Source organism: Arthrobacter sp. TMS2-4, assembly GCF_054511075.1.
The window spans coordinates 40,227-59,714 of the sequence record NZ_JBTNDI010000006.1; the positions used below are offsets into that span (position 1 = coordinate 40,227).

Below are 19,488 nucleotides of genomic sequence, written 5' to 3' on the forward strand. Positions count from 1 at the left end.
ACGCGATGGGCAGGGGAGGGTCAGATGAGCGGGGACACGCAACCCGGGATCACCGACACGGCCGACTTCACGCCCTGGCCACGGCCTGTTCCGTGGCACGTGCTGAACGCGATCAAGAAGGTCCTCCTCGTCGCCGCGGTCCTCGTGGGCGTCCACCAGCTGTTCCCGTCCACGACCCTGGGCTCGTCCCTGAGCAGCACCTTCACCCTCCTGGTGGTGATGTCCTGGCTCGGGCCGCTCGCCCGGATCCTCGCGGCGAAGCCCTGGACACGGCAGGCGCCCGAGAGCGAGTAGCCACGCGGGCCGCGAACGCCCCACGAAACGAGCGAGGCCCCTGGTGACAGGGGCCTCGCTCGTCTGTGCGGAACTGTGGAGCTTAGGGGAATCGAACCCCTGACCTTTTCATTGCGAACGAAACGCTCTACCAACTGAGCTAAAGCCCCGGGTACTACATCCGGACACCAACACTGTACCCAGAAGTTCCCGCTACGCCCAAAGCGCCGGGAATCCCCGGGCCCGGCGCGATGTCAGCGGGCGGGCGTAGTCTTCTCCCCATGTCCAGCACCCCTCCCCCGGCCCCCGCCGATCCCGCGCAGCAGGACGGCATCAGGGCATGGCCGGCCCTCTGGTCGCTCGTCATCGGGTTCTTCATGATCCTCGTGGACTCCACGATCGTCTCGGTCGCCACCCCGGCCATCATGGAGGGGCTCAACGCCGGCATCGACAGCGTCATCTGGGTGACCAGCGCCTACCTGCTGGCCTACGCCGTCCCGCTGCTCGTGACGGGCCGGCTGGGCGACCGCTTCGGGCCGAAGCGCATCTACCTGGTGGGGCTGGTGGTCTTCACCCTCTCGAGTGCCTGGTGCGGGCTCTCCGACACGGTCGAGGAGCTCATCCTCGCCCGCGTGCTGCAGGGGCTGGGCGCCGCACTCATGACGCCGCAGACCATGTCCGTCATCACGAGGATCTTCCCGCCCGAGCGACGCGGCGCCGCCATGGGCCTGTGGGGCTCCGTCGCCGGCGTCGCGACCCTCGTGGGTCCCGTGCTCGGCGGCATCCTCGTGGACTCCGCCGGATGGCAGTGGATCTTCTTCATCAACGTCCCGATCGGCGTCATCGGCTTCATCCTCGCCTCCCGCCTGGTCCCCACACTGCCCACCACATCCCACCGCTTCGACATGCTCGGCGTCTTCCTCAGCGCCGCCGGCCTGTTCTGCCTCGTCTTCGGCATCCAGGAGGGAGAGACCTACGACTGGGGAACCATCGCCGGCCCCCTCTCCGTCTGGTCGCTGATCATCACCGGCATCGTGCTGCTCGTCTCCTTCGTGGTCTGGCAGCACCTCAACCGTGGCGAGCCCCTCGTGCCGCTGCGGCTGTTCCGGGACCGCAACTTCTCCCTCGCCAATACCTCCATCAGCGCGATGGGCTTCGCCATCACGACGATGGCACTGCCCCTCATGCTGTATGCCCAGACGGTGCGCGGCCTCTCGCCCACACAGGCGGCGCTGCTCCTGACCCCGATGGCCGTCATCTCCGGCGCCCTGGCGCCCTTCGTCGGCAGGTGGGTCCAGCGGGGCAACCCCAAGTACATGGCGATCGCGGGTTTCGCCGGCATGTCGGCGTCGCTCTTCTGGCTGGGATCCCTCCTCACGCCGGACGTCCCCCTCTGGCAGCTCCTGCTGCCGATCTCCCTGCTCGGCCTTTCCAGCGCGGGGATCTGGGCGCCGGTGTCCCTCACCGCCACCCGGAACCTCGCGCCGTCGCTGGCGGGGGCAGGGTCTGGCGTCTACAACACGACGCGCCAGATGGGCGCCGTGCTCGGCAGTGCCGCCATCGCGGCGATGATGCAGTCCCGCCTGCTGACGAACCTCGACGGCGGCGGCGTCAGTGCCACCCCCGGAGCCGCGCTGCCCGACGATGCGAAGGCAGGCTATGCACTCGCGATGGGGCAGTCCCTCTACCTCCCGGCCTCCGTCATCATCGTCGGCTTCCTCGCCGCCCTGTTCTTCGCCCGGCCGCAACGGAACGACCAGTGGTCGCGCGACGCCGGCGCCGCCCGCTCGCCTGAGGGCGTGCAGGGCCACTCCCGGGCGACGACCCCCTCCGAACCCTGAGCGGTTGCCTCAGGGAACTACCTGTAGTCTTCTCGTATGGCTGATGAGACGAAGGACACACCAGGCACCACCGCGCAGGACCAGGACGCCAGGGCCAGGGACGTGTCGGACGACTTCGCCGTCCGGGAACACACCTCCCCCACGGGCCTGAAGTACACGACGACGACCGGGCGCCTCGTCCTGCGGCGGGAGGAGACGAAGGACGGCAAGGTGGACGGCTTCAAGCCGAAAGCCGAGATCTTCATCGTCGCCTACACGAAGCAGGACGCCGAGCCGGACCGACCTGTCACCTTCGCCTTCAACGGCGGCCCGGGATCCGCCTCCGTCTGGCTCCACCTGGGACTGCTGGGCCCGCGCCTGGTGGACTCGGGGGACGTCGGCGCCATGACGCCGGCTCCCTTCGGGCTCGTCGACAACCCGGGCAGCCTGCTCGAATCGAGTGACCTCGTCATGATCGATCCCGTGAACACCGGCTATTCCCGTGTGGTCGACGGCGAGGCGGCCGACGAGTTCCACGCGTTCGTCCAGGACCGCGACCTCGTGGCGGAGGTCATCCGACTCTGGACCACGCGCAACAACCGGTGGCTCTCCCCCAAGTACCTCGTCGGCGAGTCCTACGGCACACTGCGGGCCGTCGCGGTGGCCGGGCGCCTGTTCGACGCCTACGGCATGGCGGTCAACGGACTCGGCCTGATCTCGACCGTGCTCAACATGTCCACCCTGCGCTTCTTCCCGGGCAGCGACCTGCCCTACGCGCTGCACCTGCCCACCTACGCCGCGATCGCGCACTACCACGGGCGGCACGGCGACCGGGAGCTCCCCGACGTGCTCCGTGAGGCCGAGGAGTTCGCGGCACGCGACTTCGGCTATGCACTGACGCAGGGCAGCCGGTTGAGCCCTACGGAGTACGACGACGTCGTCACGCGGCTGCACGCCATCACGACGCTCGACGAGGGCTTCATCCGCCGCACGAACTTCCGCTGGGCCTACCACGAGTTCGCCGCCGAACTCCTGCGCGGACAGGGCCTCGCAGTGGGGCGCATCGACGGACGGTTCGCCGCCCGCCCCGAGAACCGGCAGGCCTCGGACTCCTTCGACGATCCGAGCATGCGGGCGATCACCGGGCCGTACTCGGCCGCCATGAACCACTACGTCCGGGCGGAACTCGGCTACGAGAACGACCTCCCCTACGAGATCCTCACCGCCCGCGTCCAGCCGTGGAGCTACCGGACGTTCGAGGGCGCTCCCGTTGACGTCTCCAGGGTCCTGGAACGCCTCCTCGTGCACAATCCCGCCCTGCGCGTGCACGTCGACTACGGCTACCACGACGGCGCCACACCCCACTTCGCGGCCGAGTACGTCTGGGCGCACATGAACCTCGACGACGCCGCCCGGGCCCGCTTCACGCACCACTATCACGAGGCCGGCCACATGATGTACCTCAACCCGGTAGCACGCCAGGCGCAGCTCCGTGCGCTGGCGGCGTTCGTCACCGGAAACGGATCCCCACGGCAATCATCAGTAGGATGATGAAATGAACCGGCCGCGACCGTTGCGGCCGGTCCCGACCGTTAGGACACACCATGCTGCTGAAGAGAATCCTCTGGACCCTCGTCCCCGTCATCGCCTCACGCCTGATGAGGAGCCGGCGTGCGGGCCAGCAGTCCCGTGCCAGCAAGACGCGCTACAACGGCCGATCCGGCAAGTAGAGGGGTCCGCGACGGACCAGGACGTGGCCGACGGCGCCCTCCGGGACGAGGCGGGCTTCGTCGATCTCCGCTCCTACGCGGCGATCGGTGACGGCCGGACCGTCGCACTGGTGGCTCTCGACGGATCCATCGACTGGTACCCGACCCCGGACCTCGACTCGACCCCGGCCTTCGCCCGGCTGCTGGACGCCGACGAGGGCTTCCTGTCCCTCGCCCCCACGGAACCCTTCTCCGTGGAGCGTAGCTACGCGGACGGTTCCAACGTGCTGGAGACCACCTACACCACGGCCGCCGGCACCGTGCGGGTCACGGATTCGCTGAACACGGGAGTGGCCGGCAGGCTCCCCTGGGGTGAGCTGGCCCGACGCGTCGACGGCCTGACCGGCTCCGTGGAGATGGCATGGTCCGTTGCGCCCGGCACCTGCTTCGGTGAGGCGTCGCCGTGGGTCGACACGGGCGCGGAACATCCGATCCTGCGCATCGACGGCGTCGCGCTGGGCGTCCTCGGTATCGACCACGGCCTCCGGCATGCAGGCGGGCAGTCCGTGACGGGCTCGTTCACCACCTCGCCGGACTCGCGTCACCTGGTCGCCGTCGTCTCCACGCACGGGGAACCGCTTCCCCTCCCGGACCCACAGACCATCGACGACGGCGTGGACCGCACCATCGCCAACTGGCAGTCGTGGTCGGACAACTTCGGCTACGACGGCGACTACCGGCACGCAGTGCTCCGCAGCGCCCTCACCCTGAAGCTGCTGCTGCACAGCCCGTCCGGATCGATCGCGGCCGCCGCCACGACCTCCCTCCCCGAGAGCCTCGGAGGCGGCAAGAACTGGGACTACCGGTATGCCTGGGTGCGGGACACCGCCTACACGCTGCACGCCCTCACGCGGGCCGGGGTCCGCGAGGAGGTCCACGCCGCCGTGTCGTGGATGCTCAAGAACCTGCGGGCGCAGGGCACCGACCTCGAGGTCTTCACCCGGCTCAACGGGGACGTCCCCGAGGGCACGGGCCGCCCGGACCTGACCGGCTGGCGGAACATCGGCCCCGTCGTCGACGGCAATCCCGCCGCGGGCCAGCTGCAACTGGGCGTGTTCGGGGACATCTTCGACATCGTGTGGCAGTACGTCCAGGCCGGCCACGCGCTCGATCCCGCCACGATGCGTCAGCTCGCCGACCTCGCGGACCTCGCCTGCGACAGCTGGCAGCGCCGCGATGCCGGCATGTGGGAACTGCCGGAGGAGCAGCACTACGTGACCTCCAAGCTGGGATGCTGGAACGCACTGCGGTGCGCCGTCCAGCTTGCCGAGCGCGGCCAGCTCCAGGGGCCGGTCGAACGGTGGACCGCGGAGCGCGATCGTATCCGTGACTGGGTGCATGAACACGGATGGTCCGAGGAGCGCCAGAGCTACATCTGGTATCCCGGCTCCACCGAACTCGACGCCTCGATCCTCCTGCACGCGATGAGCGGCTTCGACACCGGACCGCGCATGTCCTCGACCCTCGACGCCCTCCGCGCCGAACTCGGCGCCGGCCCACTGCTCTACCGGTACAGCGGTATGCAGGAGGAAGAGGCGACGTTCGTGGCGTGCGCGTACTGGATGGTGTCGGCGCTCGTCGCCGTCGGCCGCCGGGGCGAGGCCGTACAGCTGATGGAGGAGCTCGTGCCCCTCGCCAACGACGTCGGCATCATGGCCGAGATGATCGAACCGTCCGACGGCGCGTTCCTGGGGAACCTGCCGCAGGGGCTGAGCCACCTCGCGCTGATCGTCGCGGCGCTGACCCTCTCGGGGGACTCCTGACGCCTACCGGCCGGCGAAGTGGACCCAGACCCCGATGACCCAGGTGGCACCCGCGAGACAGGCAAGCGCCAGTTCGGCGAGGATCCCGAACCCCGTCGCCTTCAGGGCATGGAGGCTGGAGGTCACCGCCTCCCGCGCGTTCCGCTGCCTGGCGAACTCGCTCAGGAACAGCCCGAGCGCGAACCCCACGAACAGGCCGACGACGGGAATGACGAACATCCCCGCGATCCCGGCAAGGACGCCGACGGTGACCGAGCGTCCCGGGATCCGGCGCTGCCGCAGCGTCCTGCCCGTGAGCACCAGTCCAGCGGCGAGCCCGGCACCCGCGAGGACGGTGCCGACGGCGAAGACGGTCCACCCGGTGGCGCTTCCGAGGGTGATCGCCCAGACGAGCAGCGACACGATGATCAGGATGCTGCCCGGCAGCACCGGGATCACCACTCCCGCGATGCCGACGGCGATCAGCGCTCCGCACACCACGGTCATGAACAGCTCAGGATCCATGAGCCCAGTCTTGCATCCCGCCGTGCGGCGCGGCGCCACAGGTCTTCCCACCCGCCGGCGTGGGATACTTCTAGGGAATACTAAGCCACCTTAGCGAGCCTGCGGGCCCTGAGATCAGGAGGACCGATGAGTACACCGGCAACAGGGAACACGAACGGCGACCGCCGCGGGGCCGACGAACCCGAGCACGCCCAGACCCAGGACAACCCCACCGAGCTGATGGACACCCACCGCGCGGGCACCGGGGAGCACGGCGCCTCGGCCGTGGCGCCGTCCGCGGCGCACAGTGGGGGCAACGACGCCGGGAGCGGGTCCGACGACGACGCTGGCGGCTACGTCCCGGGCATGTATTCCGACAGCCCGACCGACACCGCGGACACCACCCCCACGCGCCGGCAGGCCGCCCCGATCTCCGCCTCGCGGGACGAGCCCCGCCGCGTCGAGCACACGAAGACGCAGGCCGTCCCCGTGACCCCTGCCCCCACGTCCAGGGAGCGCAGCCGATCCACCGGGAGCGACCACGCCGTCCCGCGCGGGACCGCGGCCGCATCGGGCGTCCCCAGTCTGGCCGACCGCAAGCTGCTGCACCAGCGCGAGAAGGAACACTTCGGCGGCATGAAGTTCGGCTCCGCGTTCTTCGGCTGGCTCACCGCCACCGGCATGTTCGTATTGCTCTCCGCCCTCGTGGGCGGGGTCGCCGCGCTCTTCGGCGTCGGCGGCAACCTCTCGACCGGGGACCTCACGGGCGGCTCGGGCGAGGCGCGGACCGCGGCCATCACGACCGCCGTCGTCCTTGGTCTCGTGCTGCTGATCGCCTACTACACCGGCGGGTATGTCGCCGGGCGCATGGCGCGGTTCAGTGGCGCCAAGCAGGGTGTCGCGGTGTGGCTGTGGGCGGTGGTCGTCACCCTCGTGCTCGCCATCATCGGGCTCATCGTCGGCAACCAGGCGAACGTCACCGACCGGGTCCAGGGTCTCGGCCTCCCCGCCCTGCAGGACCTCACCGGGCCCGGGCTCCTCGTCCTGCTCGTGGTGGCCGCCATCGCACTCGTCGGGGCGATCCTCGGTGGGCTCGCCGGCATGCGGTACCACCGCCGCATCGACCGCACGGACTTCGATGCACTGGACGAGGCGCGGTAGCTCCAGCACGACCCACCACGACAGCAGCCCCGGACTCGCACGAGTCCGGGGCTGCTGTCGTGTGCCGTCGGGGTTACGGCGAAGGCATGCCGCCATTGACGTTCAGCGTCTCGCCGAGCACGTAGCTCGACTCCGAGGACGCCAGGAAGACGTACGCGGGCGCGAGCTCGGTCGGCTGTCCCGCACGGCCCAGCGGGGTGTCCTTCCCAAACTCGGGCAGCGCCTCCTTCGGCTGTCCGCCCGAGGGCTGCAGCGGCGTCCAGATGGGTCCGGGCGCCACGGCGTTGACCCTGATGCCCTTGGGTGCGAGCTGCTGCGCGAGCCCCTTGGTGAAATTGTTGATCGCAGCCTTGGTGCTCGCGTAGTCCACGAGGGTCGGCGAGGGTTCGTAGGCCTGGATCGACGTCGAGTTGATGATCGCCGAACCCGGCTGGAGGTGCTTGAGCGCCTCCTTGGTCACGCGGAAGAACGAGTAGATGTTCGTCTTGTACGTGTGGTCCAGCTGCTCGTCGCTCAGGTCCTCGAGCGAGTCGACGGCCACCTGCTTGCCGGCGTTGTTCACGAGGGTGTCCAGTCCGCCGAGGCCGTCCACGGCCTCCTGCACGAGGGAGATGCAGTACGCGCGATCCTTCAGGTCGCCGGGGATGCAGACAGCCTTCCGACCCTCCGCCTCGATGAGTCCCCTGACGACCTGTGCATCCTCTTCCTCCTCGGGGAGGTAGGACAGGGCGACATCGGCCCCTTCGCGGGCGAAGGCGATGGCGACGGCGGCACCGATCCCGGAGTCCGCCCCGGTGATCAGGGCCTTCCTGCCCGTGAGCCGGCCCGTGCCGCGGTAGGAGGTCTCGCCGCGATCGGCCTTGATGTCCATCTGGGACTCGAGCCCGGGCTCGTCCGTGTGCTCGGCGGGAGGGGTGATGCTCTCGAACCGCGTGACGGGGTTCTGGAACGTGTACTGGTCGGTGGATCCTGTGGTGCTCTCGGAGGTCATAAGTATTCTCCCTGGTTGGTGCGTGTCCTGCGCCACGACGGACGCCGGACCGAAGGTCGGCTCGCCGATGAAGCTAAGCCTACTGATGACCTTAGGGGCGCGACGATGCCCTCGCCAAGTCGTCTGCTGCCGTGGTTCGCGCTGGCGGAAAGCGGGCCCGAGGGGTTACGGGCGGCAGGACGGCCCGCACGCGGCACGGGGCCCGGCCGGACGGTGCTAGAAGATGACGGAGAAGAAACCCGCCCCGACACCGAGGACCAGGGCGGCGACGAGCAGCCAGACGATCGGGGTGCGGAGCCTGCGCATGTGATCCATAGGCGCCGAGTCTAGTCGCCACCGGCCCGCAGCGAGGCATCGCCCGGGGGCCGCCGGACGCCGCACCGGGTCCGCCGTCATCGACCCGGCGACCTGCGGAGCATCAGCTGACGGGGCCGGGAGGAAATATTTCGGCCCCCGGCGTGGCTGTTCCGGACATGGAGCAGCGCATTGCAGTCACAGGGTCCACCGGCTTCGTGGGTGGACGCGTCGCCCGGGACCTCGCCGCCGACGGGCTGCCCCTCATCCTCCCGGCCAGATCACCCGACCGCGTGCAGCACCTTCCCGACGCCGTCGTCCGGCCGTGTACCTACGACGACGCCGACGCGTCCGTCGAGGCACTCGCCGGCGTCGACGTCCTGTTCATGGTCTCCGCCGCCGAGGAGGCCGACCGCGTGGCGACCCACCGCACGTTCATCGACGCCGCGAAGGCGGCGGGTGTGCGGCACGTCGTCTACACCTCGTTCCTCGGTGCGGCACCCGATACCACGTTCCTGCTCGGCCGCGACCACTGGGCCACGGAGGAGTACCTGCGGCGATCCGGTATGGCCTGGACGTTCCTCCGCGACAACCTCTACCTGGACGTCGTGCCCGCCTTCGCGGAGGACGGGGTGCTCCGCGGGCCGGCAGGGGACGGCCTGCTCTCCGCCGTGGCCCGGTCCGATGTCGCCCGGTCAGCCGCCGCGATCCTGCGGGCGCCGGCGGATCACGAAGGGAAGGCCTACCGGCTGACCGGCCCGGAGGCCTTCACCCTGACCGAGGCTGCCGCCCTCCTGACGGAGCTCACTCCCGCCTCCGTGCGGTTCGAGGACCAGACGTACGAGGAGGCGATGGCATCCCGCGGCCACCACGGCGCACCGCACTGGCAGGTCGAGGCCTGGGTGAGCACCTACACGGCCATCGCGCGCGGCGAGATGGCCGAGGTTTCCCCCGACGTCGAACGCCTCACCGGGCGCCGCCCACTCAGCCTCCGCGACCTCCTGACGGCGCAGGGCTAGTCCCCGATGCGCACGGACATCGTTCCCGATCCCGCGGACAGCCGCGCGTTCTACCGGTTGCTGACCTCCGTCGTCGTGCCACGGCCCATCGCCTGGGTCTCCTCGACGTCGGCGGACGGTGTGGACAACCTCGCACCGCACTCGTTCTTCACGATCGCGTCGGTCGACCCGCCGATCGTCCAGTTCACGTCCGTGGGCCGCAAGGACTCCGTGAGCAATATCGAGGCCACGGGTGAGTTCGTGGTCAGCTTCACGCCGGAGCACCTCTTCGAGGCCGTCAACGCCACCGCGACCGGCTTCCCGCCGGACGTCAGCGAGTTCGACGCCGCCGGGCTCACCCGGGAACCGAGCGCGACCGTGCGGCCGCCGCGGGTCCTGGAATCCCCCGTGGCACTGGAGTGCCGGCTCCACCTGATCCAGGAGATGGGCGACTGCACCCTCGTCTTCGGCGAGGTGCTGCACGCCGCGGTCTCGGAGGACGTACTCGACGGCGACCTCCCGTCGATCACCGCGCTCAGGCCGCTCTCGCGGCTGGGAAAGAACGAGTGGGGGACGGCGGGGACCGTCCGGACGATCTCGCGCATCCCTGTCCGGGACTGGCCCGGGCACTACCGCGGGACGCGCACGCCCTGATCCCGGCGCTCCCCGGCCCGGCCGGCACCGACCAGCACCCTCGACACCGGAAGGGAAATAGTAAGGGGGCTTTCTTCTTTGCCTCGGCGCCCGTACCGTAGAGGGATGTTCTTCCTCTTCGGCCTCACCACGCGTGAGCACCTCCACTCCACCCGCTCCGCCTCCTGCCGCTTCTGTGGAAGGTTCGCACCGCAGCAGCTGATCCAGCGGAGGACGAAGATCTCAGTGTTCTTCATCCCGCTCCTCACCGTGAAGAAGACCCGCCTCCAGGTGTGCACGAACTGCGGTGGCACCTCACGCATCAACGGCATGGCCGAACGCGCCCTCGCGCACTGACCCGGCAGGTCCCTCAGCTGCCGACGGCGCCGATCGTGCCCCTGACCATGCTGACGCTGGAGTGGGTGGGGTCCCCGTCGAAGGGCTCATCGGAGATGTCGACGATGGGGTACTTCGCCAGATCGATGTCCTCCGGCACCGCGAAGCTGCCGTGCTCCGTCTCCAGCAGGCCCACGCTGTACATCTCCTGCAGATCGGGGGCGATCAGCCACACCTGCCGGAAGCCCTCCGGCGTCGCTCCGGTGAGGTCGACGTCGATGCTCCGGGTGCCGTTGTCGGCGCGCACGATCGTCGCCTCTCCGGATCCCGAGAACCCGGGCAGCGCGTCCAGCTCTGCCGTGGCCAGCACCACGCCGTCGTCACCGGCGCGGAGGGACTCCCAGGCCCACAGCGCTCCGCCACCCACGAGGATGCCGACGCCGGCGGCGACCGCCAGCCATCGGGTGGGGACCTGGCCCCTCCTGCGATCGCGCTGATCCCTGACCGCAGCCAGGGAGCGCACGTCCGCCGCCGGGTCGGGGAGGGAATCGGTCCCCTCCGCACGCTGGTCGGCGCGCAGGCCGAGTTCGGCCTGCACCGCCTCCCAGACTGCCGGTTCCGGCCGTTCGAGGACCGTTACCGCGCCGTCGGCCCTCGCAAGGGCGACGACGTTCCGCAGCCCGTCCACGTCTGCGGCACACGCGCCGCACTGTCCCAGATGCGTCTGCGACCAGGGGTCGAGTGATTCACCGAGCGCAGCGAGACCCATGGCATCCGGGTCAAGATGCTGCATTCCATTCCCCCAGTCGATTACGCAGGTGCACGAGACTCCTTCTGATGTGACTCTTGACAGTTCCCAGCGGCAGATCCATCCGCGCCGAGATCTGCTGGTGTGTGAGGTCTTCGTAGAAGGCCAGCTTCAGGATCGAACCCTGCGGCTCTCCCAGTCGTTCGAGCTCCGATCCGAGGACGACCCGGTCGGTGATGGTGTCGACACCGTGATCGAACACAGCACCCGGGTCCGGTGCGAAACCGGCCCGGGCCACGAGATGCTCCTGCCGGCTCCTGGCCGACAGGGAGTCGAGGATCACGTTGCGGCAGATCCCCATGATCCAGGCCGGCACCGCACCCGCCTCCGGATCGAAGCGGTCCCTCGATCGCCACGCCCTGACGAAGACGTCCTGGGTGATGTCCGCGGCGGCTGCCCGGTCCCTCATCGACCGCAGGGCGACCGTGAAGACGAGTGGGGAGAAGCACTCGTAGGCAGCGGTCATGGCACGCTCGTCCCCGGCGGAGAAGTCCAGATCGAGCTGCCTCGTCCAGTCCGGGGCCGGAGATGCCACGTGTAACTCCTCAAGCCGGGGCCGATGCCGCACCGGTGCGGCGTCCTGCGATCCTGGGCTCTTACCCCATCGGACTCAGAGCGGTAAGGCTGTGAGCACTACATTATCCTCATAGTCTCCTTCCTCGGCCAGCCACTCACCCCCGCAGGTGATGACCTTGAGTTCGTGGGCGCCGTCGCGCTGGAAGATCTCCGATCCGTCGAGCGTGGCCTTGGGCACGTTCCGTACGTCCGAGACCTCGTACGTCAGGGACCGGCCGTCCTCCAGACCCACCGTGACGATGGTCCCGACCGCTACGTCCTTGAGCTGGGCGAAGGGCATCACCTCGGTGAGGCTGTCTACGTGCGCGGCGATCACCGCATTGCCCTCCTCCGCTCCGGGAGCGGGGCCGTACCGGTACCACCCCGCTTCGTAGAAGCTGTCGGGGATCTCCATGGCGTCGTTGTCCTCGATACCGACGTCCACGACCTTCACCGAGATGTCGGTACCGGCGATAGCGAGCGAGACGGGCTCCGGGTCCATCGGTCGGAGGGCGCCGTCCGCTTTCTGGACGGACACGTCGGCGACCGCCGTCGGTGGCACTGCGGCAGCCTCGGTCGTCGGGGCCGCGGGTGGTGCCGGGTCACCGGCGGCGTTCGCCGGCATCGACGGCGCGGGGACGGGAGCGGTGATCGCCGGTGCCGGGTCTGCCGGGCTGTCGGCCTGCACGCACCCCGTGAGGAGCATGGAGGCGAAGACCGCCGCGGCCAGGACTGGTCGTCTGGAATGCACTGTTCGGGACTCTCCTGTGAAGGGTGAGGTGCCGGGCGGGCAGGAGCGAACGGCCTCCCCGCCCGGCACTGCCGGCATCAGACGCGCGCGGTCCGACGGCGGGCGAGGGCTGCTGCTCCGCCCAGCAGGGCCAGGAGGAACGCCCCGAGCCCGATGGCCGCTCCGTTGTCGTCCTGGGCTGCGAGGCCGGACTGGCCGCCGGGGACGGCGCCGGGCGTGGAGTGGAGCCCTTCGATCGACTGCGTGGCGAGCGCGAGGTTACCCGCCTCGAGGCTGCCCCAGGCGTACACGATCGTCGACGTGCCTTCAGGGAGGTTGAGATCGGCCGGGCCGATCACCGGATCGGTGGTACCGGTGGCTGCAACAGCCGCCGAGACCATCCCGGGATCCGTGGTCAGCGAGGCCTCGTCCGGATTGCTCAGGTTCTCGACGATCGGCGCACCCCCGGCCAGGACGTCCACGGCAGGAGCGGCCGCGACGTGGCGCACCGTCAGCCGCGTCTTGCCGGCCTCGATGGTCGAGGTGTCATTGGTGTAGAAGTTCGCCGTCGGCTGCCCCGCGGCGTCGAGATTCGCCGTGGCGGTGTAGTTGCCGCCGGCCTCGAGCGTCACGTCGACGGGACCGATCACGGGCGCGCTGGCGTCCGCTGCGTCCGATGCCGTGATGGCCAGCTGGTAGTCGCCGGCCGGCAGGGCGAGCGGTCCGGCGAGCGTGCCCGGGGTGAAGTCGTCCAGGGTGAGGGCGCCGTTGACGTAGACGTCGACGGTGAGGTCGGGGACGCCGTGAAGGACGGACAGGGACGCGTCGGCGGGCGCTTCGGCGGCGGTGGCCGGGGCTGCGATGGACGCGGCTCCCAGGGCTGCTACGGCTCCAATGGCGTACAGGCTTCGTTGCATTGCTACTCCTTGGTCTGGCCCCGAGGTCGGGGATTTTCGCTGACACCCGGTACTACCCGGCGGCGGGGCGATTCGGATGCAAGGAGTGCGAAAAACTTTCCCCGTCAGGCGTTCCAGAGCCCGTAGGAGTCCGCGAGGGAGGAGATCTTCTGCGCACGGGCCAGACGCGGCAGGTAGGAGCCGTCGCCCACCACAGCCCCGGCGGCGTGTTCGCGGAGGAGTTCGGCGGCCCAGCTGATCTCGGATTCGCTGGGCGACAAACCGCGGTTGATGGTGTCCGTGGCGTCGGTCAGCAGGCACAGCTTGCCGGTCATCCCCATGGAGGCCGTGACCTTGCAGGCCTCGAGCAACTCCTCCCCCAGGGCCCCGACCGTCGGTCCGTCGATCGGGCCGGGAAGCTGCCCCACGCGGGAGGCGACCACGAGCTTCGACCGCGCATAGGCGAGCGCCATGGGGTCATCGGAGGCTCCGGTGTCGCGCCGGAAATCGCCGACGCCGAACGCGAGGCGGAACGTGCCCGGCGCGCTGGCGATCGCCGTCGCGTTCTCGATGCCGAGTGCGGATTCGATGAGCGCCAGGACGGGCGTTCCTGCCTGCAGGCGCATCGCCGTGTGCGTGACCTGCTCGGGTTTCTCCGTCATCGCGAGCATGACCCCGCGCAGGCCGGGCGCCTTCGACAGGGCCGCGAGGTCGTCGGCCCAGTACTCCGTCTCGATGCCGTTGACCCGCACCCATGCCGTCATGCCGGTGGAGAGGGCCTCGACCACGCGCTCGCGTGCCTCCGCCTTGCCCGCTGCGGGGACGGCGTCCTCCATGTCGAACACCACGGAGTCGGCCTCGGACGTGAGGGCGGGGATGAAGGTGTCCTCGGACGCCGCGGAGGCCAGCAGCCAGGATCGTGAGAGCTTGGCAGGAAGCGCGGCGGCGCGGCTGTTTCTGAGGAAGGTGGCCATGCTCAAACACTACTGAGGATCGCTCCGGGATTCCCAACGAACATCACGGCATCGCGCAATTACTACGATCAGGATTCTCTGGGCGAACCGGCGCTGCGCGTGGGCGCCTCCGGCACACCCTGCAGCGGATCCCCCGCTCGAAAACCCTTGACCCGCGCAAGGAGCCCACCTACTGTTCGTATACGATCCCGCGCTCGACGCCGAATACAGCGACGCCCACCCACGGGGATCACTCCAGCAGGACACATCGGAAGACAAAGGGGTTTTTCATGGCATCAGCGTCAGAGCGTCCGGACGGGCAGGCCCGGGACGGCATGAGTGCGGCGGACCGCAAGGTCCTCGCAGGGACGATGGTCGGCACCACGATCGAGTGGTACGACTTCTTCATCTTCGCCCAGGCCGCGGGCCTGGTCTTCGCGTCCCTCTACTTCGGCCCGCTCGAGGGCGAGAGCCCGGGCCTCGCCCAGCTCGTGGCCTGGGCCACGATCGGCATCAGCTTCTTCTTCCGCCCGCTGGGCGCCGTCATTGCCGGACGCCTCGGCGACCGCATCGGCCGGAAGGCGATGCTCGTCTTCACGCTCGTCCTGATGGGCTCGGCGACCGCACTGATCGGCCTGCTGCCCACCTATGCGCAGATCGGCGTCTGGGCTCCCATCCTCCTGATGCTCCTGCGCATCCTCCAGGGGTTCTCTGCCGGCGGTGAGTGGGGCGGCGCAGCCCTCATGGCCGTGGAGCACGCACCGGTGAACAAGCGCGGCTTCTGGGGTGCCTACCCCCAGATCGGCGTGCCCGTCGGCATGATCCTGGCCACCCTCGTGCTGTTCGTGCTCCGCAGTTCGCTGTCCCCCGAGGATTTCCTCGCCTGGGGCTGGCGCATCCCGTTCCTGCTCTCCGTCGTGCTGATCGTCGTCGGCTACTTCATCCGCGCCGCCGTCGCCGAGAGCCCCGTGTTCAAGCGCATGATCGAGCGCAAGAGGGACACCGCGACGCCGCTGCGCGACCTGATGCGGACGCACAAGCGGCCCGTGCTCCTCGCTGCGGTCATCTTCATCGGCAACAACGCGGCCGGCTACCTCGTGATCGCGTTCCTGTCCTCCTACGCCCAGCGCGCCCTCGGCATGCCCGCAGCGCCCGTGCTCCTCGCGACGCTCCTGGCATCGTTCGGCTGGCTCATCTTCACCCTCTACGGCGGCATCCTCTCGGACCGCATCGGACGCGTACGGACCTTCCAGATCGGGTACGGGCTGATCTTCGTCTGGATGATCCCGATGTTCATGATGATCGACACCCGGAACATCTGGGCCTACGGCGTCGCGATCTTCGTGCTGACCATCGGGCTCGGGCTGTCCTACGGCCCCATGTCCGCGATGTACGCCGAGATGTTCCCGGCGAACGTTCGCTACTCCGGCATCGGCATCGGCTACGCCCTCGGCGCGATCCTCGGCGGCGCCTTCGCGCCCCTCATCGCCCAGGCGCTGCTGAACAGCACGGGATGGTCCGGCTCGATCGGCCTCTACATCATGGGCCTCTGCGTCATCTCGCTCATCGGCGTCACCATGGTAAAGGAGACCCGGGGTGCGCCGCTGGAGGCCGAGAAGACCGAGGCCGACGCCGGGACGGGGGCGGGCTCCCGCGCCTGACCGGCCGACGTCGTCGGGCTCGGCCTGCTGCTCGTGGACATGCCCACCGACCGCACTCGGTCGGTGGGCATCGTCATGGATGCCCACTGTGCAGGGTCGGTCGGTGGGCAAGGCAGACCGCGGGCCGGCCGGTCAGTGGGCGGGTCGGACGCGGACGACGCCGGGAACCGCACCGCATGCCCGCTATAGTGGCAGGCGTCGGGTGCCACGGGCACCGTGCCTGAAAAAGAGGCAATAAGGGCGCAGCAGCCCGAGGCACATACGGAATTCACCCACCGGTCCCCGGGTGACCGTGTGCCTGCACCAGCGCCGGGGACACCGCCTGCAAGGACCCGACCATGGCCACCGTCTCCGCCCGCATCGTCTCCGCCCTCCTGCCCGCCGCCACCGAGGTGTTCGGCGTCATGGGCAACGGGAACGCGCATTTCCTCGACGCCGTCATGGCCTCGCCGTCGCTGCACTTCACCGCGGTGCGGCACGAGGCCGGGGCCGTCGCCGCCGCGGACGCCTACCACCGGGCCAGCGGCCGCCTCGCCGTCGCCACCACCACGTACGGCGCCGGATTCACCAATGCACTGACCCCGCTGGCCGAGGCCGTGCAGGCGGACATCCCGCTGGTCCTCGTGGTCGGCGACGCACCCACCACCGGGATGCGCGCCTGGGACGTCGACCAGTCCCTCGTGGCCAAGGGCCTCGGCGCCACGACGTTCACGGTGGACGCCACGCACCCGCTGGCGGTGACGACGGCGGCGGTCGAGCACGCGCTCCGTCACCGCGAGGCCGTGGTCCTGGCCATCCCGTACGACCTCGCCGCCGCCGAGGCCGCCGGGGAGGACGCCCCCGAGGCGACGGCCCCCCTCCCCCGCCCGGTGCCGGCTCCCGCCGACGTCGACCGCGTCGCGGCGCTGCTCGCCTCCGCCGAGCGGCCCCTGATCCTGGCCGGCCGGGGCGCCTGGGTGAGCGGTGCCGGTGCGGCGGCGGGAGCACTCGCCGACCGTCTCGGGGCCCTCACCGCCACCTCCGGCCTCGGGGCGGGACTCTTCGGGGACGACGCCGCCGCCCTCGGCATCGCGGGCGGCTGGGCCTCCGAACGCACGGCCGGTCTCGTCCGGCAGGCCGACGTCGTCCTGGTGCTCGGCGCGCGGCTCAACCAGTTCACGATGCGCTTCGGCCACGCCTTCGACCCCGACGCCCGGGTGGTCCAGGCCGATCTCACCGCCGGTCCCACCTCGCCGGTCGTCACCGACTTCCTGCACGCCGACGCGCGACTCACGGCCGAAGCACTCCTCGCAGCGGTCGACCGCCGCGAGGGCAGGCAGCGGTGGAGCACGCGTGCCGGCGGGGACGCCCTGCGCGCCCATGACGCCCGGGACGACGGCGAGCCGACGGCGCCCGACGGCCGCCTCGACCCGCGGAGCCTGTGCCGCGCGCTGGACCGGATGCTGCCCGTGGACCGGACGGTCGTGCAGGACGGCGGCCACTTCATCGGCTGGGCGCCCGGCTACCTCCGCGTCCCCGCACCGAACCGCCTGATCATGGTGGGTACCGCCTACCAGACCATCGGGCTCGGCTTCCCCAGCGCCGTCGGCGCCGCCCGCGCGCTGCCGGACTCCACGATCGTCCTCTGCACGGGTGACGGCGGCGCGCTCATGGCCCTCGCCGATCTCGAGACCGTCATCCGGACCGCACGCCGCGCCGTCATCGTCGTGTTCAACGACGCCGCCTACGGAGCCGAGATCCACCAATATGCCGTTCGCGGTATAGATTCGGGGCCCATGCTGATCGACGAGGTGGACTTCGCCGCCGTCGCGTCGGCGCTCGGGGGGCGTGCCGCGACCATCGCCTCGCTCGACGATCTCGGCGCGGTGGAGGGCTGGCTCGCCTCCGACGACGACGGCGTCCTCCTGCTGGACTGCAGGATCTCCCGACAGGTCGTGGCTCCCTACATGCAGGAGATCGTCGCCGTCGCCACCCGGGTGGGCGCCCGCTGAGGTCAGCGCTTCACACGGTAGCGGGAGAGCACCACGCCCGATCCGAAGACGCGGTTGCCGATGAGCTCGAGGTCCGTGCGACGGCGATGGGGTGGGAAGAACGGATGCCCGCCCCCGACCAGCACCGGATGGACCCGCACCCGGTACTCGTCGATGAGGTCCAGCGCCGCAGCTTCCTCGGCGAGGGTCGCCCCTCCGATGGCGATATCTCCTTCCGCCGGATCGGCGCGCAGTCGGACGATCTCGTCCGCCAGGCTGCCGGACGCCAGACGGGTGTTGCTGCCCCGGACCGCGGACAGCGAGTGGGAGAACACCACTTTCGGCAGCCCCTTCCACAGTGCGGTCCATTCGCGGTCCGGCTCGTCGGCGGACGGATCCTGGTCGGCGGTCTCCCAGTACAGCATCGTCTGGTAGAGCCTGCGCCCCATCAGGTGGACGCCGATACCGCGGATCTCGTCGATGGAGGACTGGAAAACCTCCTCATCCGGCGTCGTGAACTCGAAGCCGCCGTCCGGGCCGACGATGTAGCCGTCCAGCGAGACCCCCATCGAGTAGGTCACAGTGCGCATGAGCTCTCTCCTCTCTGATGAATCAGAACGCCCTACGGCGCAGGGTCGCCAGGTCTCCCACGCTGATCGCGCCGCTGCGGGCGACGCGGGCCTGCACCCCGAACTCCAGTCCATTGTGAACCGAAAGTACCTTCAGCGCCCGGGGTCCGGCTGCCATCCCTGCCTGGGGCTGGTCGATCATCGTGCAGCGGGGCATGCCGGCGTCGACCGTGATGATCACGTCATCGCCGATCGCCAGCTCCATCCCCGCCCAGTCACGTTCGAGGAACAGCGGATCGGAACCGGTATCCAGGACGAGATTCGGGCGGAAGCGGCGCTCCTCGATCGCGCCGCCCAGCAGCTCCGCGAGTGCGGCGAGGGATGACGTCGTCACCAGGTGGAGCGGCGACTCGTCATGGTGCTGCACGGTGGTCCCCTCCCGCAGTGTCAGCTCCTGGCCGAACCCTGCGGTCAGCGCATCGGAGGCCGCGGGGTCGTCCACCCGGTACGGAACACCGGCGGGGCTGCGGAGGAGTGAGACGCCGTCGCGCCCGTCCCACTCCGACGTCCAGTCCAGGAGCCCGGGGACCGGCCTGAAGCGGCGTGTGCGCTTGCCGCTGGCGATCCCGCCGTCGTGGGTGTAGACCGCCCAGCGGCGGTCGTGCTCGAGACCCGACGGGGTGACGGCGGCTGTTCCCACCGGCTGGCCCGACGTCGATTTCACCGGATACCGGTAGAGCGCGTGGACCCGCCCGACGGGTGTTCCCTGGTGCGGCATGCGGCCATTCTCGCACCCGCCCCGAGCGGGCCGTCCCGCCCCGGGTA

General features: G+C 69.9%; 20 protein-coding genes and 1 tRNA gene. 11 read left to right on the plus strand and 10 right to left on the minus strand.

All coding sequences use genetic code 11. The features are described from left to right. Window positions 1-24: 24 nt before the first annotated feature. A complete protein-coding gene (locus tag ACX80F_RS09590; protein WP_459336158.1) occupies window positions 25-294 on the plus strand; it encodes a hypothetical protein in 270 nt (89 codons plus the stop codon). 76 nt (window positions 295-370) lie between these two features. Here ACX80F_RS09590 and ACX80F_RS09595 read toward each other — a convergent pair. Continuing rightward, a tRNA-Ala gene (locus tag ACX80F_RS09595) sits at window positions 371-443 on the minus strand. Between the two features lie 111 nt (window positions 444-554). On the opposite strand from ACX80F_RS09595, the gene ACX80F_RS09600 reads away from it, so the two are divergent. The 4 genes from ACX80F_RS09600 to ACX80F_RS09615 are packed head-to-tail and all read left to right on the plus strand — an operon-like array spanning window position 555 to window position 5,625. Continuing rightward, window positions 555-2,114: a DHA2 family efflux MFS transporter permease subunit gene (locus ACX80F_RS09600; protein WP_459336159.1), complete on the plus strand. Its 1,560-nt coding sequence runs from the start codon at window positions 555-557 to the stop codon at window positions 2,112-2,114. Between the two features lie 36 nt (window positions 2,115-2,150). Beyond that, window positions 2,151-3,644 (plus strand): S10 family peptidase, encoded by a 1,494-nt coding sequence (locus tag ACX80F_RS09605; RefSeq protein ID WP_459336160.1) that lies wholly within the window; start codon window positions 2,151-2,153, stop codon window positions 3,642-3,644. 53 nt (window positions 3,645-3,697) lie between these two features. Beyond that, window positions 3,698-3,823: a hypothetical protein gene (locus tag ACX80F_RS09610; RefSeq protein WP_459336161.1), complete on the plus strand. Its 126-nt coding sequence runs from the start codon at window positions 3,698-3,700 to the stop codon at window positions 3,821-3,823. Between the two features lie 23 nt (window positions 3,824-3,846). Further along, window positions 3,847-5,625, plus strand: a complete 1,779-nt coding sequence (locus tag ACX80F_RS09615; protein ID WP_459336162.1) for a glycoside hydrolase family 15 protein — start codon at window positions 3,847-3,849, stop codon at window positions 5,623-5,625. A 3-nt stretch (window positions 5,626-5,628) separates the two neighbouring features. Here the strand turns inward: ACX80F_RS09615 and ACX80F_RS09620 are convergent, their stop codons facing one another. Beyond that, window positions 5,629-6,129 carry a DUF456 domain-containing protein gene (locus tag ACX80F_RS09620; protein ID WP_459336163.1) on the minus strand — a complete coding sequence of 167 codons (501 nt, stop codon included), beginning with the start codon at window positions 6,127-6,129 and terminating at the stop codon, window positions 5,629-5,631. 126 nt (window positions 6,130-6,255) lie between these two features. Between ACX80F_RS09620 and ACX80F_RS09625 the strand changes: the two genes are divergently transcribed. Further along, window positions 6,256-7,269 carry a hypothetical protein gene (locus ACX80F_RS09625; RefSeq protein WP_459336164.1) on the plus strand — a complete coding sequence of 338 codons (1,014 nt, stop codon included), beginning with the start codon at window positions 6,256-6,258 and terminating at the stop codon, window positions 7,267-7,269. A gap of 73 nt (window positions 7,270-7,342) precedes the next feature. Here the strand turns inward: ACX80F_RS09625 and ACX80F_RS09630 are convergent, their stop codons facing one another. Next, window positions 7,343-8,260, minus strand: coding sequence for an SDR family oxidoreductase (locus ACX80F_RS09630; RefSeq protein ID WP_459336165.1), 918 nt, complete (start codon window positions 8,258-8,260; stop codon window positions 7,343-7,345). 458 nt (window positions 8,261-8,718) lie between these two features. Between ACX80F_RS09630 and ACX80F_RS09635 the strand changes: the two genes are divergently transcribed. From ACX80F_RS09635 to ACX80F_RS09645, 3 genes are all read left to right on the plus strand, one after another. Next, complete coding sequence (locus ACX80F_RS09635) at window positions 8,719-9,573, plus strand: SDR family oxidoreductase (protein ID WP_459336166.1); 855 nt, start codon at window positions 8,719-8,721, stop codon at window positions 9,571-9,573. A 6-nt stretch (window positions 9,574-9,579) separates the two neighbouring features. Beyond that, window positions 9,580-10,206, plus strand: coding sequence for a flavin reductase family protein (locus ACX80F_RS09640; protein WP_459336167.1), 627 nt, complete (start codon window positions 9,580-9,582; stop codon window positions 10,204-10,206). Window positions 10,207-10,311: 105 nt separating this feature from the next. Then, on the plus strand, window positions 10,312-10,542 hold the full coding sequence (locus tag ACX80F_RS09645; RefSeq protein ID WP_459336168.1) for a zinc-ribbon domain-containing protein: 231 nt from the start codon (window positions 10,312-10,314) through the stop codon (window positions 10,540-10,542). Window positions 10,543-10,555: 13 nt separating this feature from the next. Here the strand turns inward: ACX80F_RS09645 and ACX80F_RS09650 are convergent, their stop codons facing one another. The 5 genes from ACX80F_RS09650 to ACX80F_RS09670 all read right to left on the minus strand — a co-directional run bounded on the left by ACX80F_RS09650 (window position 10,556) and on the right by ACX80F_RS09670 (window position 14,484). Beyond that, entirely contained in the window at window positions 10,556-11,314 is a 759-nt protein-coding gene (locus tag ACX80F_RS09650) for an anti-sigma factor domain-containing protein (protein WP_459336169.1), read from the minus strand. Beyond that, window positions 11,301-11,864, minus strand: coding sequence for an RNA polymerase sigma factor (locus ACX80F_RS09655; RefSeq protein WP_459336170.1), 564 nt, complete (start codon window positions 11,862-11,864; stop codon window positions 11,301-11,303). The genes ACX80F_RS09650 and ACX80F_RS09655 overlap by 14 nt, the downstream gene beginning before the upstream one ends. Before the next feature lie 75 nt (window positions 11,865-11,939). Beyond that, the gene (locus ACX80F_RS09660) at window positions 11,940-12,635 is read right to left on the minus strand and encodes a class F sortase (RefSeq protein ID WP_459336171.1); all 696 of its coding nucleotides are present in this window, start codon (window positions 12,633-12,635) and stop codon (window positions 11,940-11,942) included. A gap of 77 nt (window positions 12,636-12,712) precedes the next feature. Continuing rightward, a complete protein-coding gene (locus tag ACX80F_RS09665) occupies window positions 12,713-13,531 on the minus strand; it encodes a DUF4397 domain-containing protein (protein ID WP_459336172.1) in 819 nt (272 codons plus the stop codon). A gap of 104 nt (window positions 13,532-13,635) precedes the next feature. Beyond that, complete coding sequence (locus ACX80F_RS09670; RefSeq protein ID WP_459336173.1) at window positions 13,636-14,484, minus strand: HpcH/HpaI aldolase/citrate lyase family protein; 849 nt, start codon at window positions 14,482-14,484, stop codon at window positions 13,636-13,638. A gap of 269 nt (window positions 14,485-14,753) precedes the next feature. Between ACX80F_RS09670 and ACX80F_RS09675 the strand changes: the two genes are divergently transcribed. Both ACX80F_RS09675 and ACX80F_RS09680 read left to right on the plus strand, forming a co-directional pair. After that, on the plus strand, window positions 14,754-16,124 hold the full coding sequence (locus ACX80F_RS09675) for an MFS transporter (protein ID WP_459336174.1): 1,371 nt from the start codon (window positions 14,754-14,756) through the stop codon (window positions 16,122-16,124). A 338-nt stretch (window positions 16,125-16,462) separates the two neighbouring features. Then, window positions 16,463-18,115 (plus strand): thiamine pyrophosphate-binding protein, encoded by a 1,653-nt coding sequence (locus ACX80F_RS09680; protein WP_459336175.1) that lies wholly within the window; start codon window positions 16,463-16,465, stop codon window positions 18,113-18,115. A 2-nt stretch (window positions 18,116-18,117) separates the two neighbouring features. Here the strand turns inward: ACX80F_RS09680 and ACX80F_RS09685 are convergent, their stop codons facing one another. Further along, window positions 18,118-18,684 carry a dihydrofolate reductase family protein gene (locus ACX80F_RS09685; protein WP_459336176.1) on the minus strand — a complete coding sequence of 189 codons (567 nt, stop codon included), beginning with the start codon at window positions 18,682-18,684 and terminating at the stop codon, window positions 18,118-18,120. A gap of 22 nt (window positions 18,685-18,706) precedes the next feature. Beyond that, on the minus strand, window positions 18,707-19,441 hold the full coding sequence (locus tag ACX80F_RS09690) for an MOSC domain-containing protein (protein WP_459336177.1): 735 nt from the start codon (window positions 19,439-19,441) through the stop codon (window positions 18,707-18,709). Window positions 19,442-19,488: the final 47 nt, after the last annotated feature.